Annotated in this window: 14 protein-coding genes; 5 read left to right on the top strand and 9 right to left on the bottom strand. The window is 56.4% G+C overall.

Annotation, left to right across the window (positions count from 1 at the left end; all coding sequences use genetic code 11):
• Nucleotides 1–20: 20 nt before the first annotated feature.
• The 5 genes from QMN23_RS11090 to QMN23_RS11070 all read left to right on the top strand — a co-directional run bounded on the left by QMN23_RS11090 (nt 21) and on the right by QMN23_RS11070 (nt 3,128).
• Nucleotides 21–1,037 carry a zinc-dependent alcohol dehydrogenase family protein gene (locus QMN23_RS11090; RefSeq protein WP_281999369.1) on the top strand — a complete coding sequence of 339 codons (1,017 nt, stop codon included), beginning with the start codon at nt 21–23 and terminating at the stop codon, nt 1,035–1,037.
• A 54-nt stretch (nt 1,038–1,091) separates the two neighbouring features.
• The gene (locus tag QMN23_RS11085; RefSeq protein WP_281999368.1) at nt 1,092–1,586 is read left to right on the top strand and encodes a (R)-mandelonitrile lyase; all 495 of its coding nucleotides are present in this window, start codon (nt 1,092–1,094) and stop codon (nt 1,584–1,586) included.
• Nucleotides 1,587–1,596: 10 nt separating this feature from the next.
• Nucleotides 1,597–2,334, top strand: a complete 738-nt coding sequence (locus tag QMN23_RS11080) for a carboxymuconolactone decarboxylase family protein (protein ID WP_281999367.1) — start codon at nt 1,597–1,599, stop codon at nt 2,332–2,334.
• A gap of 101 nt (nt 2,335–2,435) precedes the next feature.
• The gene (locus QMN23_RS11075) at nt 2,436–2,783 is read left to right on the top strand and encodes a cyclophilin-like fold protein (RefSeq protein WP_281999366.1); all 348 of its coding nucleotides are present in this window, start codon (nt 2,436–2,438) and stop codon (nt 2,781–2,783) included.
• A gap of 66 nt (nt 2,784–2,849) precedes the next feature.
• A complete protein-coding gene (locus QMN23_RS11070; RefSeq protein ID WP_281999365.1) occupies nt 2,850–3,128 on the top strand; it encodes a hypothetical protein in 279 nt (92 codons plus the stop codon).
• A gap of 87 nt (nt 3,129–3,215) precedes the next feature.
• On the opposite strand, the gene QMN23_RS11065 is transcribed toward QMN23_RS11070, so the two are convergent.
• The 9 genes from QMN23_RS11065 to QMN23_RS11025 all read right to left on the bottom strand — a co-directional run bounded on the left by QMN23_RS11065 (nt 3,216) and on the right by QMN23_RS11025 (nt 12,131).
• Nucleotides 3,216–4,517 (bottom strand): phenylacetate--CoA ligase family protein, encoded by a 1,302-nt coding sequence (locus QMN23_RS11065; RefSeq protein ID WP_281999364.1) that lies wholly within the window; start codon nt 4,515–4,517, stop codon nt 3,216–3,218.
• A gap of 11 nt (nt 4,518–4,528) precedes the next feature.
• Nucleotides 4,529–5,272: an ABC transporter ATP-binding protein gene (locus QMN23_RS11060; RefSeq protein WP_281999363.1), complete on the bottom strand. Its 744-nt coding sequence runs from the start codon at nt 5,270–5,272 to the stop codon at nt 4,529–4,531.
• A 26-nt stretch (nt 5,273–5,298) separates the two neighbouring features.
• The gene (locus QMN23_RS11055) at nt 5,299–6,051 is read right to left on the bottom strand and encodes an ABC transporter ATP-binding protein (protein ID WP_281999362.1); all 753 of its coding nucleotides are present in this window, start codon (nt 6,049–6,051) and stop codon (nt 5,299–5,301) included.
• The gene (locus QMN23_RS11050) at nt 6,044–7,024 is read right to left on the bottom strand and encodes a branched-chain amino acid ABC transporter permease (protein ID WP_282003871.1); all 981 of its coding nucleotides are present in this window, start codon (nt 7,022–7,024) and stop codon (nt 6,044–6,046) included. The genes QMN23_RS11055 and QMN23_RS11050 overlap by 8 nt, the downstream gene beginning before the upstream one ends.
• A gap of 11 nt (nt 7,025–7,035) precedes the next feature.
• Nucleotides 7,036–7,920 (bottom strand): branched-chain amino acid ABC transporter permease, encoded by an 885-nt coding sequence (locus QMN23_RS11045; RefSeq protein ID WP_281999361.1) that lies wholly within the window; start codon nt 7,918–7,920, stop codon nt 7,036–7,038.
• 98 nt (nt 7,921–8,018) lie between these two features.
• Complete coding sequence (locus tag QMN23_RS11040; RefSeq protein ID WP_281999360.1) at nt 8,019–9,164, bottom strand: ABC transporter substrate-binding protein; 1,146 nt, start codon at nt 9,162–9,164, stop codon at nt 8,019–8,021.
• Nucleotides 9,165–9,180: 16 nt separating this feature from the next.
• Nucleotides 9,181–10,320 carry an ABC transporter substrate-binding protein gene (locus QMN23_RS11035; protein ID WP_281999359.1) on the bottom strand — a complete coding sequence of 380 codons (1,140 nt, stop codon included), beginning with the start codon at nt 10,318–10,320 and terminating at the stop codon, nt 9,181–9,183.
• A 20-nt stretch (nt 10,321–10,340) separates the two neighbouring features.
• On the bottom strand, nt 10,341–10,772 hold the full coding sequence (locus QMN23_RS11030; protein ID WP_281999358.1) for an ACT domain-containing protein: 432 nt from the start codon (nt 10,770–10,772) through the stop codon (nt 10,341–10,343).
• A gap of 54 nt (nt 10,773–10,826) precedes the next feature.
• Complete coding sequence (locus tag QMN23_RS11025) at nt 10,827–12,131, bottom strand: phenylacetate--CoA ligase (RefSeq protein WP_281999357.1); 1,305 nt, start codon at nt 12,129–12,131, stop codon at nt 10,827–10,829.
• Nucleotides 12,132–12,175: the final 44 nt, after the last annotated feature.

Genomic DNA, 12,175 nt, shown 5'->3' with positions numbered 1-12,175 from the left:
AACAAATAAGGAGATACGCCATGAAAGGAACAGTCCTCTACGGTCCTCGTGATATTCGTTTTGAGACGCGTGACGATCCCAAGATTCTCGAATCAACGGATGTCATTATAAAGATATCGGCTGCTTGCGTCTGCGGCTCCGACCTCTGGCCCTATCGAGGCATCCAGAAGGTTATCGAGCCGACACCCATGGGGCATGAATACTGCGGCGTTGTCGAAGAGGTCGGCAGCGCGGTCAAAACCGTCAAGCCCGGGCAGTTCGTCATCGGCTCCTTCTTTGCCTCGGACAATACCTGCCCCCACTGCCAGTTTGGTTACCATAGCTCCTGCCAGCATGCGACCTTTGTCGGCGATGCCCAGGCGGAATATCTGCGTGTTCCCCTTGCCGATGGCACCTTGGTGGCTACCCCTGAGATTCCCCCGGAGGATCTGATCCCCAGTCTCTTGACCACCTCCGATGTCTTCGGCACCGGCTGGTTTGCCGCCGACGCGGCCAACGTGAAACCGGGAAATACGGTCGTGGTCGTCGGCGATGGCGCGGTTGGCCTGAGTGGGATTCTCTCGGCCAAACAGATGGGTGCCGGGCGGATCATCGCCATGAGCCGCAACCCGTCGCGACAGGAGCTTGCGCGTGAGTTCGGTGCCACGGACATCGTGACCGCTCGCGGTGATGACGGCGTGGCCCGCATCAAGGAACTGACCGGCGGCATCGGTGCTGATTCGGTACTGGAATGTGTCGGTACCCAGGAATCCATGATGCAGGCGATTCGCTCAACCCGTCCGGGTGGGTTTGTGGGTTATGTCGGCGTCCCCCACGGCGTAGAACTCAAGGGAGAAGAGCTGTTTTATGCCCATGTTCACCTCCATGGCGGCCCGGCCCCGGTGCGACGCTATCTGCCCGACCTGATCAATCTGGTCTTGCGGGGTGAGATCAACCCTGGCAAGGTCTTTGACCTCGTTTTGCCCCTCAACCAGGTGGCGGAAGGCTACCGGGCGATGGACGAGCGCAGGGCAATCAAGGCGCTGCTGAAACCATAACGACGGTTATGAACAAAACAGAGAAATCGATTAACAAACCAAGTGGAAATCGCTATGAGAATCACAAAAACCTTTTCGAAACTGTGCCTGTTTCTTTTAATGGTAGTCACTTCAAGCCATGCGGTTGCCGCCGAAAGGAACCGCCCAGCTCAGGCAGTGTACCCCGCCGGGTCGCAAAAGTCATTCAAGGGTCCGGACAACCTGTTTACCGGTGATGTTCAGGTCGACCTGCTGTTCCCCGCCAACGAGACCGCTCATTACTCCGGGGCCTATGTCACCTTTCAGCCCGGTGCCAGAACCGCATGGCATCTCCATCCTGCGGGGCAACACATGGTCGTGACGTCCGGAGTCGGCTTGACCGGAACGCGAGACGGGAAGATCGTTACCATCAAGGCGGGGGATGCCCTCTGGTGCCCGCCCAACATCGATCATTGGCATGGCGCCACGCCTGACTCACCCATGACTCACCTCGTCATCACCGGTGATCTTGCCGGTAAGAATGTCATCTGGAAAGAAAAGGTCACCGATGAGCAGTATTCAGGGAAGTGAGGAGACCGCCATGAAAATAGCCAGCTTTTCACTTTTGCTCGTATCGCTGTTGCTACCTGGTTTGGCATTTGGATCGGATGGAGTCGCTATGGAAAAGCATCGGGTATTGAATCAAAAACAGGAAAGCATCATTACCATTGCAGCATTTACTGCCAATGGTGATATGCCCAGGCTAAAAACAGCGTTGAACGAAGGACTCGATGCCGGCCTGACCGTCAACGAAATCAAAGAGATCCTGGTGCAGATGTATGCGTACGCCGGATTTCCACGAAGCCTGAATGGCCTTGGCGCCTTTATGGCTGTCCTGGATGAACGACAGACAAAGGGGATCAAGGATGTCACGGGAAAGGACGCTAGTCCGATTCCCGCAGACCTGAATCGGGATGAATACGGGGCAAAGGTTCGTGCCCAACTGGGAGGACTGGACAAGGTTCCTCAACCTGCCAGGTGGCAAGAGTTTTCACCGGTTATCGACAGATTCCTGAAGGAGCATCTATTTGCGGATATCTTTGTCCGCGATGTATTGACCTTTCAGGAACGAGAACTTGCGACCATCGCCGCCCTGGCCAGCATGCCCGGGCTGGAGGGCCCGCTCAGTTTCCACCTGGGGGCTGCAATGAACACCGGACTGACGCAAGAGCAGATGAAAGCCTTTGTTTCGGTTATCAAAGCCAGAGTCGGAAGTAAGGAGGCCGACAGTGCCAGCAAATTCTTAAGGGATTTGTTGGCCAATAGGACGGCAAAATAGTTCAACGCATTGGAGGGCGCCCGACGAAAAAAACGATCCTTTCGCTCTTTTTCATATTCATCGGATTGACCATCTCGGCATTGGCCGCGGAGAGCAAAAACATGAAAATCAAAATTTCAAACGAGACCGCTGTGTTAACCGCAACGATGCACGACAATGCGACCACTCGCGATTTCATGTCGTTGCTGCCTCTAACCGTGACTCTCTATGATTATGCCGGGACGGAAAAAATCAGTGATCTCCCCCGGAGGTTGTCAACGCAAGGGGCGCCCCCGGGGAGCGACCCAGCGGTGGGGGATATCACGCTCTATGCGCCGTGGGGGAATCTGGCCATTTTTTACAAGGACTTTGGTTACGCCAGTGGGTTGATCATCCTCGGCCGGATTGACGCCGGCGTAGATAAGCTCTCTCAACTCAACGGCGAGGTTACTGTTGAGCGAGTGGAGTAGGGGCCCTGGTTAACGCTTCTAAGCGATTATGTCTTCGGACGGGTAGCCGTGAAAGGAGAATATAAAATGCGCGCTATAGGGTATTCGAAATATGGCGGACCTGATGTTCTGGCAATCTGTGAGCTTCCCGAGGTCCATGCCGTCCCAGAGGGGGGTGATGGCCTGGCCGATGGCGCCGTACTGAATGAACTCGTAATACCTACCGTCCGCGATGGTGGGGCCTTTATGTCACTACGTGGTTTTGAAGGCGAACCACGGAGAGACATCAGGTTCCTCAAAACCCTTGTCTTTAAGGATTATGACAAATTTGACAAGCTCGATCGACTGCGGCAGCACTTAACTTAACATAATATATCTTATGGGACGTAATGGAGAGATAAAGCGGGGGGCACTCAGCTGTGCCCCCTGATGTTAGCTGCAGGTTTTCCCCAGTCAAATCTTCCGGTTGTCGATTACCCTGAGAGCTTTCCCTTCATGCCGCGGGATGGTGTTCGGTTCGACCAGTTTGACAGTGACGCCGACACCGAGCACCGAATCGATCTTCTTCTCCACCATTTCGAGAAACGAGCGCTGCCGTTTCATTTCATCGAAGAAAATATTTTCGGTGACTTCAATCCGCACTTCGAGTACGTCGGTAGCCCCCTGACGTTCCACAACCAATTGATAATGCGGTTCGCACCCTTCGATGGCGAACAGCACTTCTTCGATCTGTGATGGAAAGACATTCACTCCTTTGATGATCAGCATGTCATCGGACCGCCCCATGGTCTTTTTCATTCGGACCATGGTTCGTCCACAGGCGCATGGTGCATAATCGAGACTGGTGATATCTCTGGTCCGATAACGGATCATCGGGAAAGCCTCTTTGGTCAAGGTGGTGATGACCAGTTCGCCGACGCTCCCCGGCGGTAAAGGCTCGCAGGTTTCCGGGTCGATGATTTCCGGGAAGAATGCATCTTCAAAGAGGTGCATGCCGCAGCGCTGTTCGCATTCGCCGGCTACACCTGGCCCGATCACTTCGGAAAGGCCGTAATTGTCGGTAGCTCTGACGTAGAGACGTTCTTCGATTTCCCGCCGCATTCCCTCTGACCATGGTTCGGCGCCGAACAGTCCGACTTTGAGGGAGAGCGATTTGGGGTCGATTCCCATTTTTTCCATCCGGTCGGCAAGGGTGATGGCGTAACTCGGCGTGCTGACCAAGGCAGTGCTTTTGTAGTCCTGCATGATCATGATTTGTTTCTCGGTATTTCCGGAACTCATTGGGATCACCGATGCGCCGATCAGTTCAGAGCCGTAATGGAGCCCGAATGCGCCGGTAAACAAGCCGTAACCGAAGGCAATCTGCACTACGTCGTCATGGGTTACCCCGGCGGCGGTCATAAACCGGGCCACTAACGACGACCAGGTTTTAATGTCGTTGCGGGTGTAGCCGACCACGGTCGGCTTGCCGGTTGTCCCCGATGAAGAGTGGATTCTGACCACTTCACGCAGGGGGACGGCAAACATGCCGTAGGGATAGTTGAGCCGCAAGTCTTCCTTGGTGGTGAAAGGAAGCTTGGCCAGATCATCGAGAGAACGGATATCCTCCGGAACGATTCCCAGCTCATTGAATTTGTTTCGATAACAGGTGACGTTCTTGTACGCTCGGTTGATGGTCGCCTGCAGTCGTTCCAGTTGCAGTTGTTCCAGTTCTTCCCGCGGCATGCACTCAAAATGCGGCTCCCAGATTTGCATAGGCACCTCGTTTAGCGCTCCCAGATTTCTTTCTTGTCCTTCCCAAGATAAGCACGTTGTACTTCTTTGTTTTCCAATAACTCCGAAGCTATTCCTTCTAGTATCACTTTACCAGTTTCGAGGACATATCCCCGATCTGCCATTTTCAGTGCCGCTTTGGCGTTCTGTTCGACCAGCAGGATTGTCGTCCCCTTCTCCTGGCGCAGCGTTGCAATGACCCGGAAAATTTCCTGGACTACCAGGGGGGCAAGTCCCATTGAGGGTTCATCGAGAAGCAGCAGTTGCGGGCGGCCCATCAACGCCCGACCGATGGCGAGCATCTGCTGCTCGCCGCCGGAAAGTGTGCCGGCGGCCTGCTTACGTCGTTCGTGCAGTCGGGGAAAGAGAACGTAGATATCGTCAAGGTCTTTGCCGATCTCCTTCCGCCCTTCCCTGTTCCGGTAGCGCAGGTAGGCCCCGAGTTCAAGATTATCTTCCACCGAGAGCGGCTTGAATACCTGGCGGCCTTCGGGAACTTGGCAGATGCCGTTTCGCACCACCCGGTCGGGGGGCATTCCGGCGATGTTCGCATCGGCGAAGAGTATCTCGCCGCTGGCTGCCGGCGTGACCGCCGAGATTGTATTGAGGATGGTGGTCTTGCCGGCTCCATTGGCGCCGATCAGGGTGACGATCTCCCCTTTCGCCAAGTGCAGCGAAACATTCTTCAATGCATGAACTTTTCCGTAAAATGTGTTGATATTCTTAAGCTTTAACATTGCTTTCCATCCGTCGTGTGACGCTGCTATCCTTCGCCGAGATAGGCGGCGATCACTTCCGGGTTTTCCTGGATCTCCCGGGGTGATCCCTCTGCCAGTTTGGAGCCGAGGTTGAGTACGACAATGGCATCGCAGATATCCATGACCAACTCCATATCGTGCTCCACCAGAGCTACTGTAATACCCGTCTCCTGGATGCGTTTGATGAGCCGGGCCAGCTCCATGGTTTCCCGGCTGTTGAGTCCCGCAGCCGGTTCATCCATCAAGATTAATCGGGGCTCAAGTGCCATGGCGCGGGCAATTTCAAGTAGCCTTCCCTTGCCGAACGGTAGCCCGCCCGCTTCCGTGTTGGCCAACTCGGCAATGCCGGCAAACTCAAGCCATTGCAGCGCTCCCTGGCGAAGCCGTCGTTCTTCGGCCCGTTGCCAGGGCATGCGGAGCGAACATGACAGCAAGCCGCTGGTGCTCTTGGTGTGCAGGCCGACCATGACATTTTCCAGTACCGTCATCTTGGCGAAGAGTTCAATGTTCTGAAAGGTGCGGACCATCCCCCGGCGGGCCAGTTTTTCCGGCGGCAGCCGGGTTACATTTCTACCGTCGAGGAGAACCGTTCCTGCGGTTGGCGTGTAAAGACCGGTCACGACGTTGAAGAGGGTCGTTTTGCCGGCGCCATTGGGGCCGATGATGCCGGTGACCTCCCCCTGGCGAACGGCGAATGAAACGTCGCTCAAGGCGGTAACACCGCCGAATTGCTGGGTAATTCCTCGGACTTCAAGCATTGGCGTTCTTTCTTACCTTTGCCAGCAGGAATCCTACTCCTGCCGGTACTCCGCGGATGAGCCCCCCCGGCATGAACATGGTGATGAGGATGAGCAACAGCCCGTAGACAATGATGTCGTAATCCTGGAACGTGCGCAAAAGTTCCGGCAACAGCGTCAAGAGTGCGGCGCCGAGGAAAGAGCCGTAGATGCTGCCGAGACCGCCGATTATCACCATGGTCACCAGTTCGACCGAGAAATTGAAGCCGAAGGAAGCCGGTGAAATGAAGGTCATGGTGTGGGCGTACAGCGATCCGGCGATCGAGGAAATTATGGCCGACAGAGCGAAAATCTGGACTTTCATCAAGCGGACGTTGATGCCCAGTACCCGGGCGGCCACTTCCGAGTCGTGGATAGCCCGGAGAGCACGGCCGATCCGGGAATTGACCAAGTTCAGGGCCAACAGCATGGTTACGAGGGTGAAACCCCAGATCAGGTAATAGTTCTTGAGGTCGCTGTCGAACGTGAACTCACCATAGGAGAAATTGGGGATGCCGGGAAAGCCCGAGGGCCCGCCGGTGATATCGATCGTTTCATTGAAGACGATATAGACGATGATCCCGAAACCCAGCGTGGCCATCGCCAGATAATGCCCCTTCAGGTTCAGGATGGGAAAACCGATGGCGAACGCCAGCAGACCGACCGCGCCGGCGGCGAACAGCATTATCAGCCATGGGTTGTACCCGTAGGTGGTAGTCAGCACGCCCGAAGCGTAGGCACCGAGCCCAAAGAACGCCGCATGGCCGAGTGATATCTGACCGGCATAGCCGAGCAGCAGGTTGAGCGCCAGGGCCAACATGGTATGAATGCCGACGAATATGAACACGTTGAGCAGGTAGCCGCCGGCAAGCAGCGATGGCAGGCACAGGATCGCGAGTGCAAAGGCGACAAATTGTACAGCCGGATGGCGTAAAAGGGATTGGAGGGTCATCATAGCGGTCCGAGTCAAACGCGCTCGGTTTCTCCTTTCCGGAAAAGCCCCTGGGGTCTGACCAGCAAGAGAAGCAGGAGGATTATGAAGGCAATGGCATCCTTGTAGCCCGAGGAAACCAGCCCGGCGCCCAGAGATTCCAGGATACCGAGGATCAGGCCGCCGAAAACGGTGCCCAAGCCGCTGCTCATGCCGCCGATAATTGCGGCGCAGAATCCCTTCAGCCCGAGCATGATTCCCACATCGTACGAGGTCATGGTCAGCGGGGCGATAATGATCCCTGCGATCGACCCCATCGCCGAACTGATGGCAAAGGAGAACAGGATCATCCTTTTGACGTCGATGCCGACCAACCCCGCTGCCCGGCTGTTGAACGCACAGGCCCGCATCGCCTTGCCGCTGACGGTGTAGTTGAAGTAGAGTTTGCTGCCGAGGATGGCGAGGGCGGTGAGGGCAAAAATCCAGAAGTGTTGCGGCAACAGGGTTGCCTCACCAAGATGGATCGGCTCGCTGCTCGAAAAGGCGGGGACGGCGTGCGTTTCCTTTCCCCAGAGCAGCATGGCCAGTCCGCGAATCAGGATACTCCCGCCGATCGTGATGATCACCATGCTGATCGGGGTGGCATTTCTCAGGGGGTGGATAGCCAGCCGCTCGAAGGTGATTCCGACCAGGGTCGCACAGCCGATTGCCAGGATGATCGCCAGGATAAGGGGAAGTTTCAGGGCCGTCAGAAAAAAGAAGGTGAACATGCCGCCCAACATGACGAATTCGCCCTGGGCGAAGTTGATGATACCGGTCGAATTATGGATGATGGCAAAGCCGATGCCGATCAGCGCGTAAATGGCGCCGGTCGCCAGGCCGGACAGCAGGTACTGGAGAATCTCTTGCGAAAAGTGCATTGGTATACGGTATCCGGTCGAGATGACGGGAGCGCAGGCCCGAGAACCTGCGCTCCGTGATTAATCATTCAGGTAGTGACTATCCTGCGTGCTGAAAATTATTTTACAAGTACCCAATCATGCTTTTTCACAGCTACCAGGACAAACGCATCCTTGGTCAGGCCGCTATGGTCGCGGGGGGAGAAATTGAAGATCCCACCGATGCCGGCAAAATTTCTCGTTCGCTCCAACTGGTCGCGGATAGCGGCCGGCTGGTCGCCGCCCCGTTCCAGGGCCCCTTTGAGCAGCATGATCGCATCCCAGGCGTGACCGCCGAAATGGTCGCCTTCCGTACGATAGTGCTTCTGGTAATCCCTGACGAAGGCCAGCAGCGATTTCTTCTGCCTGTCGGAATTGGGCAGCAGATCGGCAACGATGACTCGCCCGGACGGCAGGATGATTCCTTCGGCCGCCTCACCGGCAAGATCGATGAATTTCTTGGAAGAGACTCCATGGCTCATGAAAATGGGAATTTTCAACCCCAACTGCTTGGCGTTTCGGGCAATGATCGCCGGACCGGGGTTGGTCCCCCAGCAGATGAGCGCCTGGGCGCCGCTGCCGCGGATTTTGGTCAGTTGAGCGGTCATATCGGTATCTTTGGGGCCGTAAGTGTCGTCGACAACGAGCGTAATGCCGTATTTCGCTGCATGGTTTTTGAGTTGTTCCCGTCCCGAAGAGCCGAAGGAGTCGGATACGGTAAGGATGGCGACGGAGCGGACGTGGGTTTTCTGCAGATATTCGAAGATTTTCTCCACTGCCAGCCCATCGTTCTGGGCGGTCTTGAACACCCATTTTTTTACCGGCTCGGTGATTTTCACCCCTGCGGCCATCGAAATCAGCGGAATCCTGGCCCGCTCGGCGACGGGAATGACGGCCATGGTATCGCCGGTGGTGCTCGGCCCGATGATCGCGCAGACCTTGTCTTCCTTGATTAGCCTGTTGACTGCCTGGACAGCTTTCGTAGCGTCGCCCTGAGTATCATAGGCGACCAGTTCGAGCTTACGTCCCTTGATCCCGCCGGCCGCGTTGATCTCGTTTACCACCATCTGCGCCGTGTTGCGTTCCGGTTCGCCGAGGAATGAAGCCGGTCCCGTAACGGCAAACAGCCCGCCGATCCTGATCGGTGTGCCGGCGGCGCAGGCGGTGCTGGCGAACAGCAGCAGCGCGGCCAGGCCGGTCAGTAATCTCAAAGTCCGTTGCAACATGGTTTCCCTCCCCTTTTCACTTGATCAGTTCCCAATCGCCCTTGGTGATCCGGACCATTTCGAAGGCATTCAGGTCAAGGCCGTTATGATCCGCTGGCGACATTGAGAAGATACCGGAGACGCTGACGCGTTTCTTCGTTTTTTCGATCCCTTCGCGAAGCTGATCGGGTGTTGCCGGCCCTTTGCCAATGGCTCCCGTTAAGAGGAGAAAGCCGTCGTAGGCATAACCGCCGAAGGTCGACGCTTCGGTGCCGAAGGCGTTTTTATAGGCCTGGTCGTACTCTTTGAGCAACGTATACTGGGGATCCTTCCGCGAAAGGCGATCATAAACGGCAAGCTTCCCCGCCGGCAGCATAACCCCTTCGGCCGCGTCGGTGCCGGCCAGTTCGATGTACTTTTTCGAGGCGACGCCGTGGCTCATGTAAAGCGGAACCTTGATCCCGAGCTGCTTGACGTTCCTGGTGATGATCGCCGGACCGGGGTTGGTCCCCCAGCAGATAATCGCATCGGGTTTGGCTGCCCGGATTTTGGTTAACTGCGGGGTCATGTCGGAATCTTTCGGCCCATAGACTTCGTCGGCGACGATAGTGAAGCCTTTCCGTCCGGCGAGGGCCTTCAACTGTTCCCGTCCGGAGGAACCGAACGAGTCGGAAACGGTGAGCAGGGCAATGGCCCGGTATTTCATCCCGGCAGCGTGGTTGAGAATTTTTTCCGCCGCCAGATGGTCGTTCGCCGGCGTCTTGAAAACCCACTTCTTTACCGGCTCGGTGATCTTTATCCCGGCTGCGCAGGAAATGAGGGGAATCTTCTCTCTCTCCGCCACGGGGATCACCGCCATGGTTTCGCCGGTGGTGCTCGGGCCGATGATCGCCATTACCTTATCGTTTTTGACCAGTTTATTGGCAAGCTGCACCGCCTTGGTCACGTCGCCCTGAGTGTCATAGACCACCAGTTCCAACTTGTGCCCATTGATCCCGCCCTTGGCGTTTGCCTGTTTGACAAGCATCTCCAGGGTGTTCTTTTCCGGTTCGCCAAGAAACGACGCCGGCCCGGTGACGGAAAACAGGGCACCGATTCTGATCGGTGCGGCAGCCAGAGCGGTAATGGATTGGAGCATAACGGTACAGCATACTGCCAGCGTCGCCCAACGTCTCATCTTCCCTCCCCTCTTTGCTCTTACATTGCGTAGAGCCGTTCGCCCGCCAATACGTTAAAGCCATTATCCAGCAAGGTCTGAATCGCTTTGTCGGTCTCGTCGAAGCGGAAGATGATCACGGCATTTTCACCGCACCGTTCGACGAAGGCATACATGTATTCGACGTTGATTGCCTGTTTGTCCAGGGTCTGGAGGATTTGGGCGAGACCGCCGGGGCAGTCGGGAACTTCCACGGCCACCACTTCGGTCTTGCTGACGGTAAAGCCTTTTTCTTTCAGGACCCGTTTCGCCGTCTCGCGATCATTGACGATGAGCCGCAGGATGCCGAAGTCTGAGGTGTCGGCCAGCGAGAGGGCGCGGATGTTGACGCCGGACTCGCCGAGGATGCGGGTGATTTCCGCCAGCCGCCCCGATTTGTTCTCTATGAAAATGGATATCTGCTCAACTTTCATGGTAACCTCCGTCAAGACTGCCGGGAATAGCGCTGATGCGCTGCAACTGACCTATCAACCGAGCTGGCGGTTGTCGATAACTCTCTTTGCTTTGCCTTCGCTGCGGGCGATGGTCTGTGGTTCAACGAGACGCGCCTTGCAGGTAACGCCGAGCAGATCCTTGATCTCTTTTTCGATGTGGTGTGCCAACGCCTGCAGATGCTTGATTTCGTCGGAAAAGAGCCCTTCGTTGACTTCTACCTGGACCTCCAGGGTATCGAGGTTTTCCTTTCGCTCGACGATCAGCTGGTAGTGGGGCTCTACCCCCTCGATCCCCATCAGGATTGACTCGATCTGGGACGGGAAGACGTTGACGCCGCGGACGATCAGCATGTCGTCGCTGCGGCCGGTCATCCGGGCAATCCGGGCATGGGTCCGCCCGCAGGCACACGGTTCGTACGTGATGCTGGTGATGTCGCGGGTGCGATAGCGAATGAGCGGAATCCCTTCCTTGGTGATGGTGGTGATCACCAGTTCGCCCTTTTCTCCCTCTGGCAGGACCTCTCCCGATTCGGGATCGATAATTTCGGGAATGAAATGATCTTCCCAGATATGCAGCCCCTTCTTGGCTTCGCGGCATTCGATGGCGACGCCGGGACCCATGATTTCGGACAACCCGTAGATGTCGATGGCACAGAGATTCAGCTTCTCTTCGATCTCTCCCCGCATCGCTTCCGACCAGGGTTCGGCGCCGAAAATGCCGACCTGCAGTTTCAGTCCGCGGAAGTCTATTCCTTCTTCCCGGGCGGCTTCCGCCATAAAGAGCGAATATGAAGGGGTACAGGTCAGGACGGTGGAGCCGAAATCCTTCATGATCATGATCTGCTTCTTGGTGTTTCCTCCCGACATCGGAATTACCGACGCCCCGAGGCGCTCGGCGCCGTAATGGGCGCCGAGCCCGCCGGTGAACAGCCCGTAACCGTAAGCGTTATGGATAATATCCCCTCTGTGGACCCCGGCGGCGGCGAACGAGCGGGCCATCAATTCCGACCAGGTATCGATGTCCTTGCGGGTGTAACCGACAACCGTCGGCTTGCCGGTCGTGCCGGAGGAGGCGTGGATACGGACGATGTCATCGAGCGGGGTGGCGAAGAGCCCGTAGGGATAACTGTCCCGCATGTCTTGTTTGAGCGTGAAAGGGAGTCGAGCGAGGTCAGCGAGGGATTTGATATCGGTCGGGCCGATGCCGGCCTTTGCCAGGGCTTGCCGGTAAAAGGGCACCGAAGCGTGAACTCTGGCAACGGTTGCCTGGAGGCGCTTGAGCTGGAGTGCTTCCAAAGCCGGTCGAGGGAGGGATTCGAATTCTTCATTGAACATCATGGGTAGCCTCTCCGTACAATGGGAATGAGCTATGTCAGTTGCAG

The sequence above is a fragment of the Geotalea uraniireducens genome (genome assembly GCF_027943965.1).
Classification (GTDB): Bacteria; Desulfobacterota; Desulfuromonadia; order Geobacterales; family Geobacteraceae; genus Geobacter; species Geobacter uraniireducens.
This window is presented reverse-complemented; position numbering and strand designations above follow the sequence as displayed.